Below are 26,280 nucleotides of genomic sequence, written 5' to 3' on the forward strand. Positions count from 1 at the left end.
GTTTCGCGATCCGCGAAGGCGGCCGTACCGTCGGCGCCGGCGTCGTCGCCAAGATTTTTGCGTAATACAAAGCGGTATTTGCTGCTCCGTTAAGAGCGGAGCAGCCCCTACAGCGAAAAGAGGCACAGGAAGTGCCTCGTGTTCGCCAGACACGGAGTCGTCGCGTATCGAGCCCGCTTGACGGGCGGCTTTGCGCGTACTACACTTTCTTGTCTGGGCGGACCAGTTTTCTGGTCCGCCCGATTTTTTGGGGACAGGCACACGAAGTTGCCCACTCCCGTCGCTCTTTTACTGAAGGATTTCGGCCATGGCGGACCAAAAGATCCGTATTCGACTGAAGGCATTCGATCATCGCCTGATCGACCGCTCCGCGAGCGAAATCGTGGAGACTGCGAAGCGTACTGGCGCCCAGGTGCGTGGTCCCATTCCGCTGCCGACTAAGATCGAGCGTTACACCGTTCTCACATCGCCGCACGTCGACAAGGACGCGCGTGATCAGTACGAGACGCGCACCCACAAGCGCGTGCTGGATATTGTCGATCCCAATGACAAGACCGTGGATGCCCTGATGAAGCTCGACCTCGCCGCCGGCGTGGACGTGCAGATCAAGCTTTACTGAGTCCGGGCGTAACACAGGCAACAGGACACGAACATGAGTATCGGATTGGTTGGCCGCAAATGCGGCATGAGCCGAGTCTTCACCGAAGATGGTCGCTCGATCCCGGTGACGCTGATTGAAGCAACGCCGAATCGCGTCACCCAGATTAAGACGGTTGAGAACGACGGCTATAACGCGGTGCAGGTTACTGCGGGCAGCAAGCGTGCTTCGCTGGTGAACAAGCCCAGCGCAGGTCATTACGCCAAGGCCAAGGTCGAAGCTGGCCGCGGTCTGTGGGAATTTCGCGTCGACGCTGCCGAGATCGGTGGCTTCAATGTCGGTGGCGAAGTGAAAGCCGATGAGGTTTTCAAGGTCGGTCAGAAGATCGACGTGCAGGGCGTCAGCAAGGGCAAAGGTTTCCAGGGCACTATCAAGCGCTGGAACTTCACCATGGGCGATGCGACGCACGGCAATTCGCTGTCGCACCGTTCTCCGGGTTCTATCGGTCAGCGTCAGACGCCGGGTCGCGTGTTTCCCGGTAAGAAGATGTCCGGCCACATGGGCAACGTCACGCGTTCGGCCATGAATCTCGAAGTCGTGCAGATCGATACCGAACGTCACCTGATCGCCGTTAAGGGCGCGGTGCCGGGTTCGACCGGCGGCGACGTCATCATCCGCGCGGCCGCCAAGGCCTGAGGAGCGACGCCATGGAACTCAATGTTATCGGTGCTTCGCCGCTGAACGTTTCCGATGCCGTCTTTGGCAAGGAATTTCGCGGTGACCTTGTGCACCAGGTCGTAACGGCCTATCGCAACGCTGGTCGTGCAGGCACCAAGGCGCAGTTGTCGCGCTCGGAAGTGTCGGGCACCACCAAGAAGTTCAAGAAGCAGAAGGGCGGCGGCGCACGTCATGGCGACTACCGTGCTCCGATCTTCGTCGGCGGTGGCGTTACGTTTGCTGCCAAGCCGCGCGACTTCTCGCAGAAAGTCAATAAGAAAATGTTTCGCGGCGCACTCGCCTCGATCTTGTCCGAGTTGATCCGCCAGGATCGCCTCCAGGTCGTGTCCGAGTTCGACGTCGACGCGCCCAAGACACAAGGCCTGATCGCCAAACTCGGTGAGATGAAGTTCACCGGCAAAACGATCATTGTCAGCGAAAGCGTCAGTGAGAACCTGTATCTCGCCGCGCGCAACAACCACAGAGTGCTCGAAGTCGTCGACACCAATGCCCTGAACCCGGTCGCTCTCGTGCGAGCCGATCATGTCGTGGTGACGGTCGAGGCGGTGAAGAAGATCGAGGAGTGGCTGGCATGAACGAGCGTCTCCTGAATACGATTCGTGCGCCGCGCATTTCGGAAAAAACCGCGCGTCTCGCCGAGTCCAACCAGTATGTGTTTGAAGTCGCGTCGACCGCGACCAAAGCAGACGTGAAGGCCGCTGTCGAGCAGCTGTTCAGCGTCACAGTCGAGGCGGTCAATGTGGTCAATGCCAAAGGCAAGACCAAGACCTTCCGTCAACGCTCGGGCCGTCGTTCCGACCAGCGCAAGGCCTATGTCCGCCTTGCCGAAGGTCAGAGCATCGACGTAACGGCCAAGGCTTAAGGTGGGAAACCAATGGCACTGATTGATTACAAGCCGACTTCTGCTGGACGCCGCGCGATGGTTCGCGTGGTTACGCCGGGCCTGCACAAAGGTTCGCCGTATGCAGCCCTGACCGAAGCGCAGAACAAGACTGGCGGCCGCAATAATAACGGTCGCATCACCACCCGCCACAAGGGCGGTGGTTCCAAGCAGCATTACCGCCTCATCGACTTCAAGCGCGACAAGGAGGGCATTCCTGCGCGCGTAGAACGTCTGGAGTACGATCCGAACCGCACCGCGCATATCGCACTGCTGTGCTATGCCGACGGCGAGCGTCGCTACATCATTGCTCCGAAGGGCGTGAAGGAAGGCGATCAGCTGATGGCTGGTCGCGACGCCCCGATCAAGGTCGGCAACTCGCTGCCGCTGCGGAACATACCGGTCGGTTCGACGGTGCATTGCATCGAAATGAAGCCTGGCAAGGGTGCGCAGATTGCGCGTGCCGCCGGTGGATCCGCTCAGCTGGTTGCACGCGAAGGCGGTTACGCCACGCTGCGTCTGCGCTCGGGCGAGATGCGTAAGGTTCCGGCTGACTGTGTCGCTACCCTCGGCGAAGTCGGCAACTCCGAGCACAACCTCGAGAACATCGGCAAGGCTGGTGCTCAGCGTTGGCGCGGTGTTCGCCCGACCGTTCGCGGCGCTGCCATGAACCCGGTCGATCACCCGCATGGTGGTGGTGAAGCTCGCGCCGGGCAGGGTAATCCCCACCCGGTCTCGCCCTGGGGCATGCCGACCAAGGGTTACAAGACGCGCAAGAACAAGCGCACTTCCCAGTTCATCGTGCGCGATCGTCGCAGCTGATAGGTACTTATCATGGCTCGTTCACTGAAGAAAGGCCCGTTCATCGACCTGCACCTGCAAAAGAAGGTGGAGGCCGCTGCTGCCGCAAACAACAAGCGCCCGATCAAGACCTGGTCGCGCCGTTCGATGATCCTTCCGGATATGGTCGGTCTCACGATTGCCGTTCATAACGGCAAGGCCCACATCCCGGTGCTGGTCAACGAAAACATGGTCGGCCACAAGCTCGGCGAGTTCGCCATGACCCGTACGTTCAAGGGTCATTCCGGCGACAAGAAAGCCGACAAGAAGTAAGGGGCACTGCGATGGAAACCAAAGCAATCCTGCGCGGCGCGCGCATTTCACCGCAGAAGGTCCGCCTGGTCGCTGATCAGGTCCGCGGCATGCCGGTCGACCGTGCCACCAATCTGCTCACGTTCAGCGATAAGAAGGCCGCACACCTCGTCAAGAAGTTGCTGCTGTCGGCTATCGCCAACGCCGAAAACAACGACGGTGCCGATGTCGACGAATTGAAGGTCGCCAAGATCTTCGTCGACGAAGGCCCGACCCTGAAGCGTTTCGCCGCCCGCGCCAAGGGCCGCGGCACGCGCATCATCAAGCGGACCAGCCACATCACTGTGGTTGTCGGTACCGGCAGTTAAGCGAAGGACTTAGAACGATGGGTCACAAAGTTCATCCTACCGGTATCCGCCTTGGCATCGCCAAGGACTGGAACTCCAAGTGGTATGCCAACAAGCGCGATTTCGCCGGCTACCTGGCCGCTGATCTCAAGGTGCGCGAGGTTCTGAAGAAGAAGCTCGCGCAGGCTGGCATCAGCAAGATCCTGATCGAGCGTCCGGCCAAGACGGCGCGCGTGACGATCCACACCGCTCGTCCGGGCGTGGTGATCGGCAAGAAGGGCGAAGACATCGAGAAGCTGCGCAAGGAGGTCTCGACGATCATGGGCGTTCCCGCTCATATCAACGTGACCGAAGTGCGCAAGCCCGAACTCGATGCCCAGCTCGTTGCCGAGTCGATTGCTCAGCAGCTCGAGCGTCGCATCATGTTCCGTCGCGCCATGAAGCGTGCGGTGCAGAACGCGATGCGTATCGGAGCGCTGGGCATCAAGGTCAACGTTGCCGGCCGTTTGAATGGCGCGGAAATCGCCCGTTCGGAATGGTATCGCGAAGGCCGTGTGCCGCTGCACACCCTGCGCGCCGACATCGACTATGGCTTCGCGGAAGCATCCACCACCTACGGCATCATCGGCATCAAGGTGTGGGTCTACAAGGGCGAGATCTTCGACTTGGCTCAGGCGGCTGAAGCTGCCAAGGCTGAGGCGAGCGAAGAGCGTCCGCAGCGCCGCGCGCCGAAGCAAGGAGCCTGATCATGTTGCAACCCAAGCGTACCAAGTACCGCAAGGTATTTAAGGGCCGCAACGATGGCCTGAGCTTCGTCGCGAATAAGGTGAGCTTCGGCGAGTATGGCCTGAAGTCCACCGAATTCGGCCAGCTGACCTCGCGTCAGATCGAAGCCGCCCGTCGCTGCATCACCCGTTTCGTCAAGCGTGGTGGCAAGCTTTGGATCCGCGTGTTCCCGGACAAGCCGATCACGAAGAAGCCGATCGAAGTCCGCATGGGCGCCGGCAAGGGCAATGTGGAGTACTGGGTCGCACCGATCCAGCCCGGCCGCATGTTGTACGAAATCGAAGGTGTCGATGAAGCCGCCGCCCGCGAAGCGTTCCGCCTCGCTGCTGCCAAGCTCTCGGTCAAGACTCAATTCGTGACCCGGACGGTGCTGTGATGGAACTGAAAGAACTTCGTACCAAGTCCGCGCAGGATCTCACGGCTCACGTCGTCGAACTGCGTAACGAGCAGTTCAAGCTGCGCATGCAAAAAGGCTCCGGCCAGCTGACCCAGACGCACGAGATCAAGCGCGTTCGTCGCGAGATCGCGACGGTCAAGATGCTGCTCGGCCAGAAGAAGTAAGGACCGACGCCATGACCGATACCGAAAAGGCTGTCCGCACCATCCAGGGGCGCGTGGTCAGCAACAAGATGAACAAGACCGTGACCGTACTGGTCGAGCGCCAGGTGCAGCATGAGCTGTACGGCAAGATCATCCGTCGCTCCACCAAGTATCACGCCCACGACGAGAAGAGCGAGTGTCAGGAAGGCGACGTCGTCCGCATCCAGGAATGCGCGCCGTTGTCCAAGACCAAGAACTTCCGCGTGGTCGAGATCGTCACCCGCGCCGCGCAGTAAGGCAGGTCTGAGGAGAAACAATAATGATTCAGATGCAGACCTATCTCGCCGCCGCCGACAACTCGGGTGCGCGCGAACTGATGTGTATCAAAGTGCTCGGCGGATCCAAGCGTCGCTACGCTGCGATCGGCGACATCATCAAAGTCACGGTCAAGGACGCAATTCCCCGTGGCAAGGTGAAGAAAGGCGAGGTTTACGACGCGGTCGTAGTACGCACCAAGAAGGGCGTGCGTCGCGCCGATGGTTCGCTGATCCGTTTCGACGGCAACGCCGCCGTGCTGCTCAACAACAAGCTCGAGCCGATCGGCACGCGCATCTTCGGACCGGTCACGCGTGAACTGCGTGGCGAGAAGTTCATGAAGATCGTCTCGCTCGCGCCCGAAGTGCTGTAACGGGGTTTCCGCCATGAATCGTATCCGCAAAGGTGATCGCGTCATCGTGATCACAGGCAAGAACAAGGGCCAGTCGGGCGAAGTGCTGCGCATCGCGGAAGATCGCGTTGTCGTTGCCGGCTTGAATCTGATCAAGCGCCACACTAAGCCGAATCCGCAGGCGAACCAGCCGGGTGGCATCGTCGAGCGTGAGGCCTCCATCCATAATTCCAACGTGCAGCTGGTCAATCCGGCGACGGGCAAGGGTGAACGCGTCAGCTACAAAGTCCTCGAGGACGGTCGCAAGGTGCGCGTGTTCCGCAAGTCCGGCGAAATGGTTGACGTCTGAGGATTGCCGCAATGACCCGCTTCCAAAAACATTACAAAGATGTCGTCGTGCCCAAGCTGATGGAACGCTTCGGCTACGCCAACATCATGCAGGTACCTCGCCTGACCAAGATCACGCTGAACATGGGCGTGGGCGAAGCTGTCGGCAATAAGAAGGTGCTTGAGAACGCGCTGGACGACATGAGCAAGATCGCCGGTCAGAAGCCGGTCACGACCAAGGCGCGCGTTTCCGTCGCTTCGTTCAAGATCCGCGAAGGCTGGCCGATCGGCTGCAAGGTTACCCTGCGTCGTGCCCACATGTTCGAATTCCTGGACCGCCTGGTCAGCGTCGCGCTGCCGCGCGTCCGCGACTTCCGTGGAGTCTCGGGCCGCGCCTTCGACGGCCGTGGCAACTACAACATGGGGATCAAGGAACAGATCATCTTCCCGGAAATCGATTTCGACCAGGTCGACGCCATGCGCGGCATGGACATTTCGATCGCGACTACCGCGAAGAGTGACGAAGAAGCCCGCGCCCTGTTGGAAGCCTTCAGCTTCCCGTTCCGCAACTGATCCAAGGATTCCGAAATGGCAAAGACCTGCATGGTGAATCGCGAAGTGAAGCGCGAGAAGCTGGCCAAGAAGCACGCCACGAAGCGCGTCGAGCTGAAGAAGATCATCAGCAGCCCGACAGCCTCGTATGAAGACAAGATGGACGCTTCGGCCAAGCTGCAGAAGCTCCCGCGCGACTCGAGTGAATCGCGTCAGCGCAACCGTTGTGTATTGACCGGCCGCAGCCGTGGCGTCTACCGCAAGTTCGGCCTCGGCCGCAACAAGCTGCGTGAGGCGACCATGCGTGGCGACGTGCCCGGACTGCGTAAAGCCAGCTGGTAGCCCCAGCGGATATCGGTGCTAACTTAAGGATTCACTGCAATGAGCATGACTGATCCCATCGCCGACATGTTTACCCGTATTCGCAATGCCCAGCTCACGGGCAAGGCGACGGTGCGCATGCCGTCATCGAAGATCAAGCTGGCCCTGGCCAAGCTGCTGAAAGACGAAGGCTATATCCGCGACGCGCAGGTTAACGCTGTCGAAGGCAAGCCGGAGCTCGAGATCGCCCTGAAGTATTACGAGGGCAAGCCGGTCATCGAGCGTCTGGAGCGCGTGTCGCGTTCCGGCCTGCGCGTATACCGCGGCAAGGACGCATTGCCCAAGGTGCTGAATGGTCTGGGCATCTCCATCGTTTCGACGTCCAGTGGCGTCATGACCGATGCGCAGGCACGGGCCAAGGGCCTGGGCGGCGAAGTCATCGGCCTGGTCGCCTAAAAGGAGATAGCCAATGTCCCGCGTAGCAAAATTGCCGATTGCCCTGCCGAAAGGTGTCGAATGCCAGGTGGCCGCCGATGGCGTCACCGTGAAAGGTCCCAAGGGCACGCTGAAGTCGGTCGCTTTTCCAGGTGTCGATATTGCTCTGAACGATGGCGAACTGCAGTGCAGGCCCGTTTCGGCGGATAACGACAAGCTCGCCGGCACTGCCCGCGCCGTGATCAACAACATGGTCAAGGGTGTCAGCGAAGGATATGTGCGTAAGCTTGAACTCGTCGGCGTCGGTTACCGCGCCGCGATGCAGGGCAAGGATCTGAGTTTGACGCTCGGCTTCTCGCATCCGGTCGTGTTCAAGGCGCCTGAAGGCGTCGCTCTGGAAACACCGAGCCAGACCGAGATCCTGATCAAGGGTGCGGACAAGCAGGCTGTCGGCCAGGCTGCCGCCAAGATCCGCGGTTTCCGTCCGCCGGAGCCCTACAAGGGCAAGGGCGTGCGTTACTCCGGCGAAAAGATCACCTTGAAGGAAGCCAAGAAGGCCTAATTGCGTGAAAGCCCGGCGTCACGTCGGGCTTCTCCAATATCCTTCAGCTTCGGAGAATGACGATGGACAAGAATGTTTCCCGCCTGCGTCGCGCCAAATCGACGCGCGCACGCATCCGCACCCTGGCAATCGCGCGTCTGACCGTGCATCGCACTGGCCAGCATATCTACGCGCAGGTCATCGCGCCCTCGGGCGACAAGGTCATTGCAGCGGCGTCTACCCTGCAGGACTCGGTCGCCGAAGGTCTCAAGGGCACCAAGAACAAAGCCGCCGCTGCTGCTGTCGGCAAGGCGATCGCTGAACGCGCCAGGGCTGCCGGCATCGAAGCGGTCGCGTTTGACCGCTCGGGCTTCAAGTATCACGGTCGCATTCAGGCACTGGCCGATGCGGCCCGTGAAGCTGGCCTCAAGTTCTAAGCACCAGCCTGGTACGACGGCACTTGGGAATCGGATCGACGTCCTCAGTTTGATTGCCGCTCGTAGCACGGCAGAAACAACACAACTCCAAGCGGCCCAGGCCGTAAGCAACGTGTCTCGCTCCGTCGAGACCACCAAGGTGCACTATGTCTTCTAACGAACGTGAAAATAGCGACGGCATGCTGGAAAAGCTGATCGCCGTGAACCGCGTGGCCAAAACGGTCAAGGGCGGTCGGCAGATGAGCTTCACCGCATTGACGGTCGTCGGTGATGGCGATGGAAAGGTTGGCTTCGGTTATGGCAAGGCGCGTGAAGTCCCGGTCGCCATCCAGAAGGCGATGGAGCGCGCGCGCCGCAACATGACCAACGTCAAGCTCAACGACGGTACTTTGTGGCATGCGGTCAAGGCGAACCATGGCGCCGCCAAGGTATACATGCAGCCGGCATCGGCCGGTACCGGCGTGATTGCCGGCGGCGCGATGCGCGCCGTGCTCGAAGTGGTCGGCGTCAAGAACGTGTTGGCTAAGGCCGTCGGTTCGCGCAACCCGATCAATCTCGTTCGCGCGACGATCAAGGGTTTGGCCGCGATGGCCTCGCCCGATCGCATCGCCGCCAAGCGTGGCAAGAGCGTTGCTGAGGTGACTGGTCATGGCGAATAACACTGAAAAGACCGTGCGCGTGCGCCTTGTGAAAGGCTTGCGCGGCGTACAGGCGCGGCATCGGTTGAGCGTTAAGGCCCTGGGCCTGAGCAGGATCAACGACGTGCGCGAGCTGAAGGACAGCCCGCAGGTGCGTGGCCTCATCAACACGGTCTACTACCTGGTAGCCGTGGAAAACCAGGCCTGAGCCCTTTAGGAATTCGGAGTACATCATGCGTCTCAATACGCTCAAGCCTGCCGCCGGTGCCCGCAAGGATCGTGTTCGCGTAGGCCGCGGTATCGGTTCCGGTCTCGGCAAGACCGCTGGCCGTGGTCACAAGGGTCAGTTTGCCCGCAGTGGCAAAGGCAAGGTCAAGGCTGGTTTCGAAGGCGGTCAGATGCCGCTGCAACGCCGTCTCCCCAAGGTCGGCTTCCGCTCGAAGACGGCTCACGAAGTCAGCGAAGTGCTGCTCTACAAGCTGGATTCGCTCAACGTCGATGTGATCGATTTCGAGGTGTTGCGCGCTGCTGGTCTCGTTGAGGCCCGCGCCAAGCACGCCAAGATCGTGAAGAAAGGCGACATCAAGCGCGCGGTCAAGCTGAAGGGGCTGGCGGTCACCGCCGGCGCCAAGGCCGCGATCGAGGCAGCCGGCGGTAGCACGGAGTAATTCCATGGCAGCCAACCAGGCCAATGCGCTCGCTTCGCTCGGCAAGTTCGCCGAGATCAAGCAGCGCATCCTGTTTGTGATCGGCGCGTTGATCGTCTATCGCCTCGGCACTTTTATACCGGTCCCGGGCGTCAACCCTGAAGCCATGACCCGCCTGATTGAACAGCAGGGCGGTATCCTGGATATGTTCAACATGTTTTCCGGCGGTGCGCTGGAACGCATGTCGATCTTCGCCTTGAACGTCGTGCCGTACATTTCGGCGTCGATCATCGTGCAACTGTTCACGACGGTGGTTCCCAGCCTCGCGCAGTTGCGAAAGGAAGGCGAATCGGGTCGTCGTACGATTACCAAGTACACGCGCTTCGGTGCGCTGGGCTTGGCGGCGTTTCAGGCTTTTGGTGTTTCTGTTGCGCTGTCTGGTCAGGCGGGTGTGGTCTACAACCCTGGCCCTGGCTTCGTTTTCGCCGCGGTGGTCGGTTTGACCGCGGGCACGATGTTCCTGATGTGGCTGGGTGAGCAGATCACCGAGCGCGGTATCGGAAACGGTATTTCGCTGCTTATCTTCGCGGGCATCGTCGCTGGGTTGCCGGGCGCCGTCGTGCACACGCTCAACATGGCACGCGAAGGCCAGCTCAATCCGCTGATGGTCATTACGGTTCTCGCCATCGTGCTCCTGGTGACGGCGTTCGTGGTTTTCGTCGAACGCGGACAACGTCGCATTACGGTGAACTATGCGCGGCGCATGGGCGGGGCGAAGGCCTACATGAACCAGAGCTCGCATCTGCCGCTGAAACTCAATATGTCCGGCGTCATCCCGGCGATCTTCGCTTCTTCGCTGATCATGTTTCCGGCTACTGCCGCAACCTGGTTCAGCCAGTCCGGTGAGGTGCGCTGGCTGCAGATACTGACCACGGGCCTTACGCCCGGCCAGCCGATATACATGATCGTGTTCGCGGTGTTGATCGTGGTCTTCGCTTTCTTCTATACGGCGCTGGTGTTCAATTCGCAGGAAACAGCGGACAACCTGAAGAAGCAGGGTGCTCTCATTCCGGGAATTCGTCCGGGCAAGTCCACGGCCGACTACATCGATCGTGTATTGACCCACCTCACGGCGGCTGGCGCGGTTTACCTGGTTGCCGTCTGTCTGATTCCCGACATTCTGCGCAACGCCTGGAACGTACCGTTCTATTTCGGCGGTACCTCGCTCCTGATCGTGGTCGTCGTGGTGATGGATTTCACCGCGCAGGTTCAGGCTCATCTGGTGTCGCACCAGTACGGCAGCTTGTTGAAGAAATCGAATTTGCGCGGCCGTTGAGTCGTGTAGTCCTCGCGTGAATGCGGGGCATAGGGGTTACCTCGGAGCTTGCTCTGTGGCGGGATTTGTCAAAACCCGCGAATCAAGGTACAATTTTCAGTTCACTGCGCTTTAAGCCCGTTTCGGAGAGATTTAGATGGCGCGCATTGCAGGTGTCAACCTGCCGGTCCAGAAGCATGTCTGGGTCGGTTTGCAGAGTATTTACGGCATCGGCCGCTCGCGGTCGAAGAAAGTTTGCGAATCCACCGGTGTCAAATCGTCCGCCAAGATCAAGGACTTGACCGAGGCGGAAGTCGAAAAGCTGCGCCATGAGATCGCCAAGTACACGGTCGAAGGCGATCTACGCCGCGAAGTGGGCATGAGCATCAAGCGCCTGATCGATCTGGGCTGCTATCGCGGTCTGCGTCATCGTCGTGGTCTGCCCGTGCGCGGTCAGCGTACCCGCACCAACGCCCGCACCCGCAAGGGTCCGCGTCGCGCGATCAAGAAGTAATGGATTCGGACAGAACTCATGAATAAGCCGGCAGCAGGCAAGACCAAGAAGAAGATCAAGCGTGTCGTTACCGACGGTATCGTGCATGTGCAGGCCTCCTTCAATAACACCGTCATCACAATTACCGACCGCCAGGGCAATGCGTTGTCCTGGGCGACCTCGGGTGGCGCGGGCTTTCGCGGTTCGCGCAAGTCGACTCCGTTCGCCGCGCAGGTGGCCGCCGAGAAGGCTGGCCGCGCTGCACTCGATTACGGCCTGAAGACTTTGGAGGTTCGCATCAAGGGTCCAGGCCCGGGTCGCGAATCGGCCGTGCGCTCGTTGAACGCGCTGGGATACAAGGTCACCAACATCATTGACGTCACGCCGATTCCGCATAACGGCTGTCGTCCGCCCAAGCGTCGCCGCGTGTAAGGAGCTCCGAAATGGCACGTTATATCGGTCCCACCTGCAAGCTGGCGCGTCGCGAAGGCGCTGACCTCAGTCTCAAGAGCCCCGCTCGTGCGCTCGACTCCAAGTGCAAGCTCGAGCAGAAGCCCGGTCAGCACGGCGCGGCCCGCAAGGGCAAGCTGTCTGACTACGCCGTGCAGTTGCGTGAGAAGCAGAAGGTCAAGCGGATCTACGGATTGCTGGAACGTCAGTTCCGTAGCTACTACACCAAGGCGTCGCGCAAGAAGGGCAACACCGGCGAGTCGCTGCTCCAGATGCTTGAACAGCGTCTCGACAACGTCGTCTTCCGCATGGGTTTTGCGGTTACCCGCACTCAGGCACGTCAGCTCGTTTCGCACAAGGCGATCGAAGTCAACGGCAAGAAGGTCAACCTGGCTTCATTCCAGGTCAAGGCCGGCGACCAGATCACGATCAGCGAGAACTCTCGCGCACAGCTGCGCATCCAGGAAGCCCTGACCCTCTCCCAAGAGATGGATCTGGCGCCGAACTGGGTCGAAGTCGATGCGAAGAAGTTCAGCGGTCTGTTCAAGTCGGTGCCGGAGCGCTCGGATCTGCCCTCCGACATCAACGAAGCGCTGATCGTCGAACTTTATTCGAAGTAATTCTGGAGAGTCGGGTACATGGCCCATTCGTCTACCACCGTTCTGCGCGCCCGCGGTATTGGCGTGGAGCGCGTCGGCGCTAATCGCGCCAAGGTGATTGTCGAGCCGCTTGAACGCGGTTTCGGCCACACGCTCGGCAACGCGTTGCGTCGCGTGCTGCTTTCGTCCATCCCAGGCGCGGCCATCACCGAAGTCGAGATCGATGGCGTGCTGCATGAATATACGACGCTGGAAGGTTTGCAGGAGGACGTGATCGAAGTCCTGCTCAACCTCAAGGACGTCGCGATCCGCATGCACGGTCAGGACGAGGCGACGCTGAGTCTGTCCCGCAAGGGCAAGGGTGTCGTCACCGCCGGCGACATCAAGGTCGATCACAATGTCGAGATCGTGAATCCCGAACACGTGATCTGCCATTTGACCAAGGACATCACGCTCAACATGCGGCTCAAGATCGTTCGCGGTGTCGGCTACCAGCCGGCTACGGCGCGTCGTCTGCCGGAAGAAGAGTCGCGTCCAATCGGTCGTCTGCAGCTCGATGCGTCATTCTGTCCGGTACGCCGCGTTGCGTACGAAGTCGATGCCGCCCGCGTCGAACAGCGTACCGATCTTGACAAGCTCGTGCTGGATGTCGAGACGAACGGCACGATCGATGCCGAAGACGCCGTCCGCAAGGCTGCTGAAATCGTGCAGGACCAGCTATCGGTATTCGGTGACTTCACGCGTCGTGAAAGTGCCGATACCAAGGCGGAAAAGGGCGGTATCGATCCGTTGCTGCTGCGTCCGATCGACGATCTGGAACTGACCGTGCGTTCGGCCAATTGCCTCAAAGCCGAGAGCATTTATTACATTGGCGATCTGGTGCAGAAGACGGAAGTCGAACTGCTCAAGACGCCGAACCTGGGCAAGAAGTCGCTCACCGAGATCAAGGACGTGCTGGGTGCGCGTGGCTTGTCGCTCGGCATGAAGCTTGAGAACTGGCCGCCGATGGGTTTGACCCACGGCATGATGGGCTGATCCCGGCTGGGATCACGAAGGAAATACGACCATGCGTCACATGAAATCGGGCCGTAAGCTCAACCGGACCAGCAGCCACCGCGAAGCTATGTTCAAGAACATGGCTTCGTCGCTGTTCAAGCATGAGCTGATCAAGACCACGTTGCCCAAGGCGAAGGAACTGCGTCGCGTTGCTGAGCCCCTGATCACGCTGGCCAAGACCGATGGCGTTGCCAATCGTCGTCTGGCTTTCGCGCGTCTGCGCGACAAGGTCGCTGTCGGCAAGCTGTTCGTCGATCTTGGTCCGCGTTACCGCGAGCGCAAAGGCGGCTATCTACGCATCCTGAAGTGTGGTTTCCGCGCGGGTGACAACGCGCCGATGGCGTATGTCGAGCTGGTCGACCGTCCGGTCGCGGCAGCCGAAGCGGCCGAGTAATCGCAGCACCTGTTAGACCTGAGCCCGGGCTGGTGACAGCCCGGGCTTTTTCGTGCGCGCGCGCCGCGCATTGAGCCGTCGGGTCAGTGCTGCACGCCCTGTCGTAGCAGAGTAGCCAACCACCGCAACGCCGGCACTTTCCGCGACGCTGGCGGTCCATCCGCCAGTGCGCCGATACTTGTGGTTTGTCGCATGCGCCCACTTCGGAGGAGAGTCACCGATCCCATGAAACTGAATCCATTTGCGTGGTCGTTCCGCATCCAATATCTGTTCGGCGCGATCTGTGTCGCCGCGCTGCTGGGTTACGCGTTCTTTGCCCAGTTCCAGCTCGGCAAGGATCCGTGTCCTCTTTGCATCCTTCAGCGAGTCGCGTTCTTTGCGATGGGTGTGTTTTTCCTGCTTGGTGCGCTGCACGGCCCGCGTGCGATTGGACGCAAGCTCTACGCCTTACTCGTGAGCATCGGCGGTGTCCTCGGAGCGCTCATAGCAGGGCGCCATGTCTGGCTGACCACGCTGCCGGCCGACGAGGTGCCGGCATGTGGACCTGGCTTGAACTACATGCTCGATGCGTTTCCGCTCATGGAAACCTTGCGCAAGGTTCTGACCGGCTCGGGGGAATGCGCGAAAATCGACTGGGAGTTTCTCGGCTTGTCGATGCCGGCCTGGTGCGTGGTCTGGTTCGTGGCTCTGACCGTGTTTGCGTTGATCGCCGGCTGGCGCAAGCCGCCTCGCACGTACGCGTCGTTACGGTAAATCGCCATATGCGTCGACGTCGGCGCTCATGCGCTTGCGTCGTCGTGGCGGTGTGGCAAGATCGTTTTCCGCATTGCAGCAAGGCCGTGTCATGAGTCAGATCGAGCGCCATATCCATCCCGTGCGCGAAGCCAAGGACTGGAGCCCCTCGTCCTGGCAGTCCCGCCCATCCGTGCAGCAGCCCAGCTATTCCGACGCGGCGGAGCTAGAGCGCGCCCTGGCCAAGCTACGTGCACTGCCTCCGTTGGTGACGTCGTGGGAGGTCATCGCACTGCGAAAGCAGATCGCCGAAGCGCAGGAGGGGCGCCGTTTTCTGCTGCAGGGCGGTGACTGCGCCGAGAGTTTCGACGACTGCTCGTCGGCGCTCATTTCGAACCGGTTGAAAGTACTGCTGCAGATGAGTCTCGTGCTCACGCACGGCCTCAAGCTGCCGGTCGTTCGCGTGGGCCGCTTTGCCGGGCAGTACGCCAAGCCGCGTTCGGCCGATACGGAAACCCGCGACGGCGTGACCTTGCCCTGTTACCGCGGCGACATCGTCAACGCGCTCGAGTTTTCGTCGACCGCGCGTCGTCCCGATCCGCAGCGTCTGGTCGAAGGCCATTCGCATTCGGCGCTGACGATGAATTTCGTGCGCGCCCTGATCGACGGGGGTTTTGCCGATCTGCATCATCCCGAGTACTGGGACCTCGACTGGGTCCGGTACTCGCCGCTGATGAACGAGTACCGCCGCATGGTTGAGTCCATCGGCGATTCGCTGCGTTTCATGGAAACGCTCCACGGTGCGCCGATCGGCAGCTTCTCGCGCGTGGATTTCTACACCTCGCACGAGGCGCTGGTACTGCACTACGAACAGGCACAGACGCGACAGGTACCGCGCCAGTGGGGCTGGTTCAACCTCTCGACGCATTTCCCCTGGATCGGCATGCGTACAGCCGACGTTGACGGCGCGCATGTGGAATATTTCCGCGGCATCCGCAATCCGATCGCGGTCAAGATCGGACCCTCGGTCAAGCCGGACCAGCTCAAGCGACTGGTCGCGACGCTGAACCCGGACAACGAACCAGGCCGCCTGACCTTGCTGCACCGGATGGGCGCCGAGAAGATCGAGCAGCACCTGCCGGCACTGGTCGAGGCGGTCAAGGCCGAAGGCGCACGCGTGCTGTGGAGCTGCGATCCGATGCATGGAAACACCGAGGCGACCTCGTCGGGCATCAAGACGCGCCGCTTCGAGAATATCCGCAATGAACTCGATCGCGCCTTCGACATTCATGCGGCGTGCGGCACGCGCCTGGGCGGTGTCCACCTGGAACTGACCGGCGAAAACGTGACCGAGTGCCTCGGAGGCGCGCGCGACCTGACCGAAACGGATCTCGCGCGCGCTTACAGGTCGAACGTCGATCCTCGTCTCAACTACGAACAGTCGATCGAGATGGCCATGCTCATCGTGCGCAAGCAGACCCAGTCCGCGCCGGTGACGCCAGCCGGGAACTGAAGCACGGCCTGGAACGGCATGCGGGTAGCAAGCACGAATCTGTGTTGCCTCGCCCGGTGTCGGAAGCGGGAGGAAAGCCGGCGGGCCGCTTGCCCGCTCGCCAGAGAGGGCGTACTGCAAGGCACCGCATCACCAATCAGCCAATTCCGTTGACGTCGCTCCCGCGACGATAGGAGCGGCGGCATAGACCTGCGTCGCAACCATGACTTTCGTCCTGTGTCTCAAGCGGCCAGGTCGCTATGCTCGCGGTTTGCCGGCTTGCATGGGGATGACAGGGATGGCGACGACACGACGGCGTCTGTGGGCAGTGATCGCAGGCGTAATCTGCACCGGAGCTGCAGGCTGGGTCACGGCAGCGCAGCTGCCCGGTATTGATCCGATCGAAGGATTGCGCGACAACACGCCGGGCCTGATTGCGCTGACGCACGCGCGGCTGGTCATCAAGCCGGGGGTCGTCGTTGACGACGGCACGCTCGTGATGCGCGATGGCGTCATCGTATCTGCGGGCGAGTCCGGCGTGGTGCCGGACGGTGCGCTGGCCATCGATCTCGGCGGGAAGACCGTCTTCGCCGGTTTCATCGACGCGGACAGCAACTACGCGCAGACCGCCGACGGTACCCCCGCAAGCATGCCGCCCGCGGTCGCCGTGCCGTACACGCCGACGCCGCAGCAAGGTGCCCGCCACTGGAACAACAAGGTGCGGCCAGAGCGCGACCTGTCGCAGCAGTTGCAGCCCGATCCAAAAAAAGCCGAAGCGCTGCGCAAGCTCGGTTTCACGAGCGTGCTCAGTGCGCCGGACAAGGGCGTGTTCCGTGGCCAGAGCGCACTGCTGAGTCTTGCGGATTCGCCTCGCCTCAATGACGTGCTGCTCAGGCCGCGCGTGGCCCAGCATCTCGCGTTCGAATTCAGCCGTTATCCGTCGGCGGAATATCCCGCCTCGCTGATGGGATCAATCGCGCTGGTCCGCCAGACCTGGTACGACGCTGCCTGGCAGCGCGACTATCTGGCGTGGTCGGCGAAGAACGCCGGTTCGCCGCGCAATCAGGCCAACCTCGCGCTGGATGCCCTGCAGGACAGTCTGGCCTCGCGCCAGACCGTGGTGTTCGCCGCTGCGGACGAACTCGACTACGCACGTGTGCTGGAGATCGCGAACGAGTTCAAGCTCAAGCTCGTCATCGAAGGCAATGGTCGCGAATACCGCGAGATCGCGCGCCTCAAGAACGCCGCGGTGCCGGTGATCGTGCCGCTGAACTTTGCTGAGGCGCCGCTCGTGGAAGACCCCGAGCGTGCGCTCGAAATCGCACTGTCGGATCTGGAGCACTGGGAGGCGGCGCCCTTCAACGCCCGCAGGCTGGCCGACGCCGGTATTCCGTTCGCGCTGACGGCTGCGGGCCTGAAGAACCCCGAGGATCAATTCTGGAGCCAGTTGCGCAAGGCGGTCGCGAGCGGCCTCGATGAGCAGTACGCGCTCGCCGCACTGACTGTGCAGCCGGCGGCAATGCTGGGACTGAGCGCGCAGCTCGGCAGTCTCGAACCCGGCAAGGCGGCGCAGCTGGTTGTTGCCGACGGCGACCTGTTCCGCTCCGACAAGGCACGTATCTACGAATCCTGGATCGACGGCCAGCGCTATGTGCTGCTCGACAGCGGCGCGCCGGATCCGCGCGGCAACTGGGAATTGCGCTGGACCGGGTTGAGCGGGCCGACCGCGCTCGAAATCAGCGGCGACATCGGCGATCTGAGCGCCAAGGCCGGCGACCAGAGTTTTCCGGCGGTTTACAGCGGACGTCATCTGACGCTGTATCCGCCAGGATCGCTGCTCGGCCAGCGTGCCGAGCGCTATCTGATCAGTCTCGAGCTGCGCAGTGGTGGCGCCGAGGGGCGTGGTCTCGTCGACGGCGAGCGCGAGTTCAAGGTCAGCGCGGTACAGAGCGCCCGCCAACCCCGTGTTGTGGCGAAGCCGCCATCCGTGCCGGCGCTGCCGCCGGTCGAAGCGCGCTTCCCGGCAGGTGAATTCGGTCGCGCACAATTACCCAAAGTTCAGAACATCGTTTTGCGCCATGCGACGGTCTGGACGCAATCTGCGCAGGGCCGGCTCGATGATGCCGATCTCGCTATCGCCGACGGCCGCATCGTTGCCGTCGGCCGCGATCTCAAGGTGTCCGCCGGCGCGATCGAGATCGACGCACGCGGCAAGCACATCACACCCGGCGTCATCGATACGCACTCGCACATGGCCGTGGCCAAGGGCGTCAACGAGGGCACTCACGCGGTGACCAGCGAAGTGCGCGTGGGTGACGTGATTGACCCCACCGACATGAGCATCTACCGCGCGCTCGCCGGCGGAGTCACCACCGCGCAATTGCTGCACGGTTCGGCCAACCCCATCGGCGGGCAAGGTCAGGTGATCAAGCTGCGTTGGGGGGGCGACGCTGACGGACTGCGTTTCGCCGCGGCGCCGGGGACGATCAAGTTCGCGCTGGGGGAAAACGTCAAGCAGGCCAACTGGGGCCCGCAATTCAACCAGCGCTATCCACAGACACGCATGGGGGTGGAGCAGATCGACCTCGATAGCTTCCTGGCCGCGCAGGACTATGCCGATCGGCGGGCCAGGCCGCGCAAGAACACCGCGCCGCTGCGTCGCGATCTGCGTCTGGATGCGCTGGCCGAAGTTCTGGCCGGCAAGCGCATCGTGCATATCCACAGTTATCGCCAGGACGAGATCCTCGCGTTTGCGCGCATGGCTCAACGTTTCAGGATCGTGCCCGTGTTCCAGCACATTCTCGAAGGCTACAAGGTCGCCGACGTGCTGGCCGAGCTGGGCGCGGGCGCCTCGGGTTTCAGTGACTGGTGGGCCTACAAGATGGAAGTGCAGGACGCCATTCCACACAATGCGGCGTTGCTGCAGTCCCAGGGCGTGGTTGCGAGCTTCAATTCCGATTCCGACGAACTGATCCGCCACCTCAACACCGAGGCTGCGAAGGCCATCAAATATGGCGGTTTCAGTGAAACGGATGCGCTGAACCTCGTGACGCTGAACCCAGCCAGGCAATTGCGTGTAGCGGAGAAGGTCGGTTCGCTGGAGGCAGGCAAGGACGCCGATTTCGTGCTCTGGAGCGCGAACCCGCTGTCGGCATTCGCGCGTCCGGAGCAGACCTGGATCGACGGACGCAAATATTTCGACCGCGGCGAAGACCTGGCCGAGCGAGCCCGCATCAATGCAGAGCGCGAACGTCTGATCGCCAAGGCCCTGCCCGAACGCATCAAGGCACTGGCCAAGAAAGACAAGAAAGACGGCGACAAGAAAGAAGGCGACAAGCCGACTGAAACCCCGGCTGGCGAACTGGCCGATATGGATGCCGTGCACTACGCCAACCTGCGCGGCCCGTACCACGACAGTGAACCGGTGAATACCTGTTCGGCGCAGGAGGCGCACTGATGAAGCGTATCGGTTTTGTAGCTTTTGCCGCTTTGCTTTCTTGTGTGCAAGCTGGCGCGGCCGACCTCGTACTTACCGGTGCGGACCTGCACACCGTCAGCCACGGCGTGATCGAACGCGGTGAGTTGCTGATCCGCGACGGCAAGATCGCCGCGCTCGGCGTGCGCGTCGATGCCAACCCGGACGCGCAGCGCATCGTGCTCGACGGCAAGCGCATCTATCCGGGGCTGATCGCCGCGGACAGCCTGCTCGGCCTCAGCGAGATCGATGCTGTACGCGCGACGTTGGATTTCGCCGAAGCGGGCACGATCAATCCCAGCGCGCGCGCGCTGATCGCGATCGATGCCGACAGCGAACAGATAGCCGTCGCGCGCGCCAATGGCGTGCTGACGGTGCATGTGGTGCCGCGCGCTAGCGGAGACGGCTTGCTGACTGGCCAATCGGCTTTGATCAAGCCCGACGGCTGGACCTGGGAGCAGATGCGGCTGGCCGATCCGGTCGGCGTGCACCTGTTCTGGCCGACCGCGCGCGTACCGCCGTGGATGCCGCCACAGGCGCAGGAAAAGGCCACCGAATCGCTGCGCAAGAAACTCCTGGCGATCGACACCGCGTTTCGCGAAGCGCGCGCCTACCGCATCTCGCGGCAAAAGTCAGTTGCGACGGTCAGCGACCTGCGCTGGGACGCGCTGATGCCCGTGCTCGACCGAAAGCAGCCGCTGTTCGTACATGCCGACGATGCGGTGCAGATTCGCGACACCTTGGCTTTCGCCGAGCGTGAACAGGTTCGTCTCGTGCTCGTCGGCGGCATGGACGCCTGGCGCTTCGCCACGACGCTGAAGGCGCGCGATATTCCGGTGATCCTCGGCTCTTCGCATAACTTGCCGCTGCGGCGCTGGGAGTCGTACGACACGGTCTATGCCGCTGCGGGAAAGCTCGCCGCTGCCGGCGTGCGGCTGGCGATCGCGAACGAATCAGGCTCGTCGAACGAGCGCAACCTGCCGTACCAGGCGGCGAGCTACGTTGCGTTCGGGCTCGATCGCGATATCGCGTTGCGTGCGATCACGCTGAGCGCGGCGGAAATCCTTGGGGTCGAGCAGCGCCTGGGATCCCTCGACGTGGGCAAGGATGCGACGCTGTTCATCGCCGATGGCGACGCGCTGGAAAACTTCACCAAGGTGGAGCGCGCCTGGATCCAAGGCCATGAGATCGATCTGTCCAACCGCCAGACACGGCTCTACGAAAAATACCGCGGCAAGTACGAAGGCAGGCCGAAGAAGTAGGGCGTCGGCCGTAGCAGGCTGGGACCGGACGAGGTCGATGGTTGAATCGGGGAAAGAGCCTGGCCGACGAGGCCATCACGCCCCAGCCCGGATTTCTCACACACGTTCGTCTCGAGCCTCGCGACGAACGTGTGTGAGAAATCCGGGTTAGATCGCGACTCGCGTTCTAGCGATCTTTCCGGCGATACAGCGACAAGGCCGGACTGCATTCGCCGTTCCAGTCCTCGCCGCGCCAATCGCGCCAGCGCGCGATCCGCTCCAGCCCCGCGTCGGCAGCCCAGTCGTCGAGCAACTGGGCGTCCAGCGCGGATCGCCGCACGCGATACATGCGCAGCCCGGATCGCGTCGACAAAGCGATGTCCACATTTCTAGTGGTGGCTTCGTCGCTCATGGAAAACGTGGTTTCCAGCAGCAGATGTCCGTGCGGGAGCAGCGCTGCGGCGAAGCGTGCCACGGCTTGTGCCTGTCGCCGCGCATCCGGCAGCAGCGACAGCGTGTCGACAAGGCAGACGACCAGACTGAACCGGCCGGGCGCGGCGACGCGGGAGAAATCGCCGAGCGTGATGCCGATCGCCGCGGCGCCGGGTTTGCGTCGAAGTACGGCCAGCATCGCCGCCGATGCGTCGATGCCGTGCACGGGAATGCCGTGGGCTGCCAACGGCAATGCGTAGCGCCCGGTGCCAACGCCTGCTTCGAGCAGCGGGCCGTCACCTGCCAATCGCTTCAGGCAACTCAGCGCCGTGCGCGACGGCGGTGGGTAGATCTCATCGTAGAAGTCGGCGCAGCCATCGCCGTAGCATGCTGCATCGTCGTCGGCATCCGTCCGCATCGCAGTGCCCCCGGCTCACTGGCTCCAAAACGAAAACGGCGACCCTGAGGTCGCCGTTTCGATACCGCTTAGTCGCTTATGCGGCGCGCGCGTTCTTTTTGCGGTCGTTTTCGGTCAGGTGCTTCTTGCGCAGGCGGATCGCCAGCGGCGTCACTTCGACGAGTTCGTCGTCCTCGATGAATTCCAGCGCCTGTTCCAGCGACATCTTGATCGGCGGGGTCAGCGCGAGCGCGTCGTCCTTGCCTGAAGCGCGGAAGTTGGTCAGCTGCTTGGCGCGCAGGGCGTTGACCGTGAGGTCGTTGTCCTTGGCGTGGATGCCGACGAGTTGGCCCTCGTAGACTTCCTCGCCCGCGTCGATCAGCAGGCGGCCGCGTTCCTGCATCGCATACTGCGCATAGGCGGGCGAAGGGCCGGTGCCGTTGGAAATCATCACGCCGTTCTGGCGCGCCGCAATGGCACCGTCGGCCTTCGGGCCATAGTGATCGAATACGTGGAACAGCAAGCCGGTGCCGGCGGTGATCGTGCGGAATTCGGTCTGGAAGCCGATCAGTCCGCGTGCCGGGATCAGGTATTCCATGCGCACGCGGCCGCGGCCATCGGGCTCGATGTTCTTGAGCTGTGCCTTGCGCTCGCCAAGACGCTGCATGACGCCGCCCTGGTAGGGCTCCTCGAGGTCGACGACGAGCTGTTCGTACGGCTCCATCGTCTGGCCGTCGATCTGCTTGATGATGACTTCGGGACGCGACACCGCGAGCTCATAGCCCTCGCGGCGCATGGTTTCGATCAGGATCGACAAATGCAATTCGCCGCGTCCGGAAACCTTGAATTTTTCCGATTCGGCCGTGTCCTCGACCTTGAGCGCGACGTTGTGCAGCAGCTCGCGGCTCAGGCGGTCGCGCAGCTGGCGCGAGGTGAGGAACTTGCCGCCCGAGTGTTCCTTCTTGCCGGCGAACGGCGAGTTGTTCACCTGGAAGGTCATGCTGATCGTGGGCTCGTCGACGGTCAGCGCAGGCAGCGCTTCGGCGCCGTCGGGCGAGCAGACGGTGTCGGAGATGCCCAGGCCTTCGATGCCGCTGATCGCGACGATGTCGCCAGCTTCGGCTTCAGCGACTTCATGGCGCTCCAGGCCCATGAAACCCAGCACCTGCAGCACGCGTCCCTGCTTCTTCTTGCCTTCGCGATCGATGATGACCACGTTCTGGTTGGTTCTCACCTTGCCGCGCTGGATCCGGCCGATGCCGATGACGCCGACATAGGAGTTGTAGTCGAGCTGGCTGATGCGCATCTGGAACGGGCCGTCCGGATCGACTTGCGGCACCGGCACCTTGTCGAGGATGGCCTGGAACAGCGGGTCCATATTGCCTTCGCGCACCGAGTCGTCCAATCCTGCATAGCCCTGCAGGCCGGAGGCGTAGACGACGGGGAAATCGAGCTGTTCGTCGGTCGCACCGAGGCGGTCGAACAGGTCGAAGGTGGCATTGAGCACGTAGTCGGGACGCGCGCCGGGACGGTCCACCTTGTTGATCACGACGATAGGCTTGAAACCCATCTGGAACGCTTTCTGCGTGACGAAACGCGTCTGTGGCATGGGGCCGTCGAATGCGTCGACGAGCACCAGCACCGAGTCGACCATCGACAGTACGCGTTCCACTTCGCCGCCGAAGTCCGCATGGCCCGGCGTGTCGACGATGTTGATGCGGTAGTCCTTCCAGCGGATCGCGGTGTTCTTCGCGAGAATCGTGATTCCGCGTTCTTTTTCGAGATCGTTGCTGTCCATGGCGCGGTCGGCCAGTACGGCACGCTCGCCCAGGGTATCGGACTGTTTGAGCAACTGATCGACGAGGGTGGTCTTGCCATGGTCGACATGGGCGACGATGGCGATATTGCGCAGCTTTTCAATGGACATGGCGATGCGCCCGCCGGTGACCGGAGGGACTCTGGCTTGGAAAGAGAGGCCGGATTATACCCTGGAATGCGACGATTTTTGCGGCGTCGCAGCAGGGCGACGCGAAGGGCCCGCTTGTGGTGGCCACAGGCAGCACCGGACGCGGCGGTGCCGGGTCGGGACGCTCGGGCTCCGGCGCGCGCCAGGCGCCGCCGCCGCACGACAGGTCGGCGGCAGCGCCTGGACAGCCCCGGTGTCGCTACGGCCGGCAGTGGCTTGGCAGTAGCTTGGCCGGCGCGCTCGTCGTCTCCTCGGTATTGCTCAGGAGCCGGGCCTCCGGGTCGACCGCGCCGTCACCGCATTGCCAGACGACACTGCCATTGAGTTCATACGGCCTGAGCACCAGCGTAGTGCCGGCCAGCGACGTGACGACCTCGTCGCCGAACTGCAGCACGACGGCCCCGTTGTCCACGTAGTGCCCACTGAGGAACTTCAGCGAGGGGCCGAATTCGGCCAGATCCAGATCCTCGTCGCCGGCCGGTACGTCGCCGCTGGCCAGATAATGCTCGGCGACCGCCGTCTCGATCTGCGCCGCGTCGCCGAGCACCTGGGTGGCCTGCGAGCGGGCGACATAGTCCTGGTAGGCCGGAAGCGCGACCGCTGCGACGATGCCGGCGGTCGCCACCGCCGCGAGACCGCCGCTGCCGAACAGCACCTCGGCCGGATTCTGCTCATAGGTCAGGCTGATGCCGACACGGTCCTTCGTCGCATCGAGCGTCAGACCGGTCGCGCCTTCCACCGGCAGCTTCAGTCCTGCCGCATGCGGCAGGGCGGAAATACTGGCCTTCTGCCCCAGCGCATCGGCCGTGGCCTGCAGTGCGCCGAGGTAAGCGTAGTAGACCTTGCGCTGGGCGTGACGGGTCTTGCCGGTGATGCCGAGCACCGTCGCATTCGGATCGTAGGACTGGTTCTGCCGCAGCCACGTATCGAGTTGCCCGTCGAGTTTCGCGTCGGCCCGATCTGCCAGCGCCTGCGGTACTTCGGCGAACACGAGGTAGTCGCCTTCCTCGACCCAGTACATGTGGCTGCCGACGCGCGCGTACAGCTGCAGCCAGGCGTCGGCAGCGGTTTTCTCCTCGCCGTCCTGTTTCGGCTTGGTCAGATTGAAGCCGGGCAGGTACAGGTGGTGCACGGTTGCCTTGCCCGAAGTGACGGTTTCGCGTGTGCCTTTGAGTTTGGCCAGCAGGACGTCGAGCTTCGCGTAGAACGCCGTGCGATCCGGCATGTGGATGGCTGAATACAGGCCGGCCTCGTCCTCGAACGCGACCACGCTGCCGCCTAGCATGCCGAGCAGTTCGACGAGGTCGACCCCAAGCTCGGCCTGCATTTTTTCCTTGCCCTTGGCGTACGTATCGCGGGTGCCGGGGCCGAAATCCGCGTCGAGATTCGACTCGATCGTCGCAATCTGCGCTGCCGTCGGCAGCGCCATGGTCAGTGCCCACTCCGGTCGGCCGGCCGTTTTCACCGCGGCCTTGAAGTCCGTCGGCGCGAAGTAGGAAAGCAGGCGCGCCTCCGGCGCCACGAGCTGGACCTGCAGTTTGCCGCGGGCACCTACCGTGCCCCAGCCCCCGGCGATGCTTTGCCCCTTGTCGAGGAAGTCGCGCAACGCAGTGCCGGGCTTGGCTGCGGCGATCTGTGCCGAGGCCATGCCGGTGACACCCTTGAGGCTCATCCAGTAGAAGAGCCCCTGGCCTGAGCTGTCGATGTCCTTTTCGGTGGCGTGCATGGGGTGGGCGCGGGTCTGCGTGGTCTGCTGGATCATCAGATCCAGCGCCGGTGCCGAAGCCGCCATGCCGAACAGGCAATACAGGCGCTGTGACGCAGCGTCGAATCGTACGAAACCATTGCCGGTGAGCTTGCCCTTGCCGTCGGCCGAGAGCGGCTCGGGCAGCAGTGGCGCCTTGAGTTCGACCAGGCGCGCATTGAGCGCCGCCACGTCGGCGAACTTCAGCGGTGCGGACAGCAGCACATTGCTGGCCGGGTTCGCGATGTCGCTGCCGTCGACGACAGCGATTTCGACCGGCCCGGTCAGGTCGTCCAGCAGCAGCGCCAGCGCCGGCGCCGCGCCGGCCTGCACCAGCAGCGGATCCTTCGCAATACCGGCGCGCAGTTCGGCGATGAGTCGGGTATGCGCCTCGCTCGCGAGCGCCGCGTCCAGCGCGCGGCCATTCGGTGCGGCGGCGAGCCCCCAGGGCGACGGAATGCGCAAATAGGCCACGGTGTGTTCGGGCAGACGTTCGCGCAGCCAGGCCGGGCCAGCAATCGCGGCAGCGGCGCGTTGCGCGGCCGCGCCGTCGAGCTTCAGCGCGGTCGGTGTCGCCGGCTCCTTGGTGCAGGCAGTAAGGGCGAGCGCGGCGACGATCGCGGCCACGAGCACTGAATGTCGGATCACGGACATGGGTTTCATCCTTGGCAAAGGGGGAGGGCGGCCCCAACTGGGTGGCGCGGCCGGACCGGCATGGTAACCGACGGGTCCGCTGTCTCCGCCCGGCAATTCTGTCCAGTAGTGTTGCGTTCCGCAAATACGTTGAAAACGTGATTACGGATGAATGTCTTTGCAAGACAAGGCGTTGCGAGAAGTCCTGCTAATAGTGCGGCGACGAGCAGCAACGCAGGATGGCGGCGAAAGACGCCGGAATTCTTCGACGTGCTTGCGGATCGCAGCACAGGTGCCGGGCTATCATTCGCGACC

34 protein-coding genes are annotated in these 26,280 nt (G+C 62.4%); 31 read left to right on the forward strand and 3 right to left on the reverse strand.

What is annotated here, in order from left to right; all coding sequences use genetic code 11:
* Nucleotides 1–307: 307 nt before the first annotated feature.
* The 31 genes from rpsJ to RUU78_RS23490 all read left to right on the forward strand — a co-directional run bounded on the left by rpsJ (nucleotide 308) and on the right by RUU78_RS23490 (nucleotide 20,814).
* Nucleotides 308–619, forward strand: coding sequence for a 30S ribosomal protein S10 (rpsJ, locus tag RUU78_RS23340; RefSeq protein ID WP_133818261.1), 312 nt, complete (start codon nucleotides 308–310; stop codon nucleotides 617–619).
* Between the two features lie 33 nt (nucleotides 620–652).
* Nucleotides 653–1,294 (forward strand): 50S ribosomal protein L3, encoded by a 642-nt coding sequence (gene rplC, locus RUU78_RS23345; protein ID WP_313920170.1) that lies wholly within the window; start codon nucleotides 653–655, stop codon nucleotides 1,292–1,294.
* Between the two features lie 11 nt (nucleotides 1,295–1,305).
* Entirely contained in the window at nucleotides 1,306–1,911 is a 606-nt protein-coding gene (gene rplD / locus RUU78_RS23350; RefSeq protein ID WP_313920171.1) for a 50S ribosomal protein L4, read from the forward strand.
* On the forward strand, nucleotides 1,908–2,198 hold the full coding sequence (gene rplW / locus RUU78_RS23355; protein WP_313920172.1) for a 50S ribosomal protein L23: 291 nt from the start codon (nucleotides 1,908–1,910) through the stop codon (nucleotides 2,196–2,198). The genes rplD and rplW overlap by 4 nt, the downstream gene beginning before the upstream one ends.
* A 12-nt stretch (nucleotides 2,199–2,210) precedes the next feature.
* Nucleotides 2,211–3,038, forward strand: a complete 828-nt coding sequence (rplB, locus tag RUU78_RS23360; RefSeq protein WP_313920173.1) for a 50S ribosomal protein L2 — start codon at nucleotides 2,211–2,213, stop codon at nucleotides 3,036–3,038.
* Between the two features lie 12 nt (nucleotides 3,039–3,050).
* Nucleotides 3,051–3,329, forward strand: a complete 279-nt coding sequence (gene rpsS / locus RUU78_RS23365) for a 30S ribosomal protein S19 (protein WP_313920174.1) — start codon at nucleotides 3,051–3,053, stop codon at nucleotides 3,327–3,329.
* A gap of 11 nt (nucleotides 3,330–3,340) precedes the next feature.
* Nucleotides 3,341–3,676: a 50S ribosomal protein L22 gene (gene rplV / locus RUU78_RS23370; protein WP_313920175.1), complete on the forward strand. Its 336-nt coding sequence runs from the start codon at nucleotides 3,341–3,343 to the stop codon at nucleotides 3,674–3,676.
* A gap of 17 nt (nucleotides 3,677–3,693) precedes the next feature.
* Nucleotides 3,694–4,401 (forward strand): 30S ribosomal protein S3, encoded by a 708-nt coding sequence (rpsC, locus tag RUU78_RS23375; protein ID WP_313920176.1) that lies wholly within the window; start codon nucleotides 3,694–3,696, stop codon nucleotides 4,399–4,401.
* Nucleotides 4,402–4,403: 2 nt separating this feature from the next.
* Entirely contained in the window at nucleotides 4,404–4,817 is a 414-nt protein-coding gene (gene rplP / locus RUU78_RS23380; RefSeq protein WP_313920177.1) for a 50S ribosomal protein L16, read from the forward strand.
* Nucleotides 4,817–5,002 carry a 50S ribosomal protein L29 gene (gene rpmC / locus RUU78_RS23385; RefSeq protein WP_313920178.1) on the forward strand — a complete coding sequence of 62 codons (186 nt, stop codon included), beginning with the start codon at nucleotides 4,817–4,819 and terminating at the stop codon, nucleotides 5,000–5,002. Before rplP ends, rpmC begins: the two co-directional genes overlap by 1 nt.
* Before the next feature lie 11 nt (nucleotides 5,003–5,013).
* The gene (gene rpsQ / locus RUU78_RS23390; protein ID WP_313920179.1) at nucleotides 5,014–5,277 is read left to right on the forward strand and encodes a 30S ribosomal protein S17; all 264 of its coding nucleotides are present in this window, start codon (nucleotides 5,014–5,016) and stop codon (nucleotides 5,275–5,277) included.
* Between the two features lie 23 nt (nucleotides 5,278–5,300).
* Nucleotides 5,301–5,669, forward strand: a complete 369-nt coding sequence (rplN, locus tag RUU78_RS23395; protein ID WP_255910633.1) for a 50S ribosomal protein L14 — start codon at nucleotides 5,301–5,303, stop codon at nucleotides 5,667–5,669.
* A gap of 13 nt (nucleotides 5,670–5,682) precedes the next feature.
* On the forward strand, nucleotides 5,683–5,997 hold the full coding sequence (gene rplX / locus RUU78_RS23400; RefSeq protein ID WP_313920180.1) for a 50S ribosomal protein L24: 315 nt from the start codon (nucleotides 5,683–5,685) through the stop codon (nucleotides 5,995–5,997).
* 11 nt (nucleotides 5,998–6,008) lie between these two features.
* A complete protein-coding gene (gene rplE / locus RUU78_RS23405; RefSeq protein WP_313920181.1) occupies nucleotides 6,009–6,548 on the forward strand; it encodes a 50S ribosomal protein L5 in 540 nt (179 codons plus the stop codon).
* 15 nt (nucleotides 6,549–6,563) lie between these two features.
* Complete coding sequence (rpsN, locus tag RUU78_RS23410; protein ID WP_313920182.1) at nucleotides 6,564–6,869, forward strand: 30S ribosomal protein S14; 306 nt, start codon at nucleotides 6,564–6,566, stop codon at nucleotides 6,867–6,869.
* Nucleotides 6,870–6,908: 39 nt separating this feature from the next.
* A complete protein-coding gene (rpsH, locus tag RUU78_RS23415) occupies nucleotides 6,909–7,304 on the forward strand; it encodes a 30S ribosomal protein S8 (protein ID WP_313920183.1) in 396 nt (131 codons plus the stop codon).
* A 13-nt stretch (nucleotides 7,305–7,317) separates the two neighbouring features.
* The gene (gene rplF, locus RUU78_RS23420) at nucleotides 7,318–7,845 is read left to right on the forward strand and encodes a 50S ribosomal protein L6 (RefSeq protein ID WP_313920184.1); all 528 of its coding nucleotides are present in this window, start codon (nucleotides 7,318–7,320) and stop codon (nucleotides 7,843–7,845) included.
* A 62-nt stretch (nucleotides 7,846–7,907) separates the two neighbouring features.
* Nucleotides 7,908–8,261, forward strand: a complete 354-nt coding sequence (rplR, locus tag RUU78_RS23425) for a 50S ribosomal protein L18 (protein ID WP_313920185.1) — start codon at nucleotides 7,908–7,910, stop codon at nucleotides 8,259–8,261.
* Between the two features lie 146 nt (nucleotides 8,262–8,407).
* Nucleotides 8,408–8,920, forward strand: coding sequence for a 30S ribosomal protein S5 (gene rpsE / locus RUU78_RS23430; RefSeq protein ID WP_313920186.1), 513 nt, complete (start codon nucleotides 8,408–8,410; stop codon nucleotides 8,918–8,920).
* On the forward strand, nucleotides 8,910–9,107 hold the full coding sequence (rpmD, locus tag RUU78_RS23435; RefSeq protein WP_313920187.1) for a 50S ribosomal protein L30: 198 nt from the start codon (nucleotides 8,910–8,912) through the stop codon (nucleotides 9,105–9,107). The genes rpsE and rpmD overlap by 11 nt, the downstream gene beginning before the upstream one ends.
* Before the next feature lie 25 nt (nucleotides 9,108–9,132).
* Entirely contained in the window at nucleotides 9,133–9,567 is a 435-nt protein-coding gene (rplO, locus tag RUU78_RS23440; protein ID WP_313920188.1) for a 50S ribosomal protein L15, read from the forward strand.
* Nucleotides 9,568–9,571: 4 nt separating this feature from the next.
* Complete coding sequence (secY, locus tag RUU78_RS23445) at nucleotides 9,572–10,882, forward strand: preprotein translocase subunit SecY (RefSeq protein ID WP_313920189.1); 1,311 nt, start codon at nucleotides 9,572–9,574, stop codon at nucleotides 10,880–10,882.
* Nucleotides 10,883–11,018: 136 nt separating this feature from the next.
* The gene (rpsM, locus tag RUU78_RS23450) at nucleotides 11,019–11,375 is read left to right on the forward strand and encodes a 30S ribosomal protein S13 (RefSeq protein ID WP_313920190.1); all 357 of its coding nucleotides are present in this window, start codon (nucleotides 11,019–11,021) and stop codon (nucleotides 11,373–11,375) included.
* A gap of 18 nt (nucleotides 11,376–11,393) precedes the next feature.
* A complete protein-coding gene (rpsK, locus tag RUU78_RS23455) occupies nucleotides 11,394–11,786 on the forward strand; it encodes a 30S ribosomal protein S11 (RefSeq protein WP_133818239.1) in 393 nt (130 codons plus the stop codon).
* An 11-nt stretch (nucleotides 11,787–11,797) separates the two neighbouring features.
* Nucleotides 11,798–12,424, forward strand: a complete 627-nt coding sequence (gene rpsD, locus RUU78_RS23460; protein WP_313920191.1) for a 30S ribosomal protein S4 — start codon at nucleotides 11,798–11,800, stop codon at nucleotides 12,422–12,424.
* A gap of 18 nt (nucleotides 12,425–12,442) precedes the next feature.
* Nucleotides 12,443–13,438 (forward strand): DNA-directed RNA polymerase subunit alpha, encoded by a 996-nt coding sequence (rpoA, locus tag RUU78_RS23465; protein ID WP_313920192.1) that lies wholly within the window; start codon nucleotides 12,443–12,445, stop codon nucleotides 13,436–13,438.
* A gap of 31 nt (nucleotides 13,439–13,469) precedes the next feature.
* Nucleotides 13,470–13,853, forward strand: coding sequence for a 50S ribosomal protein L17 (gene rplQ / locus RUU78_RS23470; RefSeq protein ID WP_313920193.1), 384 nt, complete (start codon nucleotides 13,470–13,472; stop codon nucleotides 13,851–13,853).
* 231 nt (nucleotides 13,854–14,084) lie between these two features.
* Nucleotides 14,085–14,606, forward strand: coding sequence for a disulfide bond formation protein B (locus RUU78_RS23475; RefSeq protein WP_313920308.1), 522 nt, complete (start codon nucleotides 14,085–14,087; stop codon nucleotides 14,604–14,606).
* Nucleotides 14,607–14,697: 91 nt separating this feature from the next.
* Complete coding sequence (locus tag RUU78_RS23480) at nucleotides 14,698–16,098, forward strand: 3-deoxy-7-phosphoheptulonate synthase class II (RefSeq protein ID WP_313920194.1); 1,401 nt, start codon at nucleotides 14,698–14,700, stop codon at nucleotides 16,096–16,098.
* A 277-nt stretch (nucleotides 16,099–16,375) separates the two neighbouring features.
* Nucleotides 16,376–19,534, forward strand: coding sequence for an amidohydrolase family protein (locus RUU78_RS23485; RefSeq protein ID WP_313920195.1), 3,159 nt, complete (start codon nucleotides 16,376–16,378; stop codon nucleotides 19,532–19,534).
* Nucleotides 19,534–20,814 carry an amidohydrolase family protein gene (locus tag RUU78_RS23490; protein WP_313920196.1) on the forward strand — a complete coding sequence of 427 codons (1,281 nt, stop codon included), beginning with the start codon at nucleotides 19,534–19,536 and terminating at the stop codon, nucleotides 20,812–20,814. Before RUU78_RS23485 ends, RUU78_RS23490 begins: the two co-directional genes overlap by 1 nt.
* Nucleotides 20,815–20,980: 166 nt before the next feature.
* Here RUU78_RS23490 and RUU78_RS23495 read toward each other — a convergent pair whose 3' ends face one another.
* The 3 genes from RUU78_RS23495 to RUU78_RS23505 form a co-directional block, all read right to left on the reverse strand.
* Nucleotides 20,981–21,643, reverse strand: a complete 663-nt coding sequence (locus RUU78_RS23495) for a class I SAM-dependent methyltransferase (protein ID WP_313920197.1) — start codon at nucleotides 21,641–21,643, stop codon at nucleotides 20,981–20,983.
* 76 nt (nucleotides 21,644–21,719) lie between these two features.
* The gene (gene typA / locus RUU78_RS23500; protein WP_313920198.1) at nucleotides 21,720–23,549 is read right to left on the reverse strand and encodes a translational GTPase TypA; all 1,830 of its coding nucleotides are present in this window, start codon (nucleotides 23,547–23,549) and stop codon (nucleotides 21,720–21,722) included.
* Nucleotides 23,550–23,787: 238 nt separating this feature from the next.
* Nucleotides 23,788–25,986: a pilin gene (locus RUU78_RS23505; RefSeq protein WP_313920199.1), complete on the reverse strand. Its 2,199-nt coding sequence runs from the start codon at nucleotides 25,984–25,986 to the stop codon at nucleotides 23,788–23,790.
* Between the last annotated feature and the right edge of the window lie 294 nt (nucleotides 25,987–26,280).

Origin of the sequence: Tahibacter sp., assembly GCF_032229445.1 — a bacterium.
GTDB lineage: Bacteria > Pseudomonadota > Gammaproteobacteria > Xanthomonadales > Rhodanobacteraceae > Tahibacter.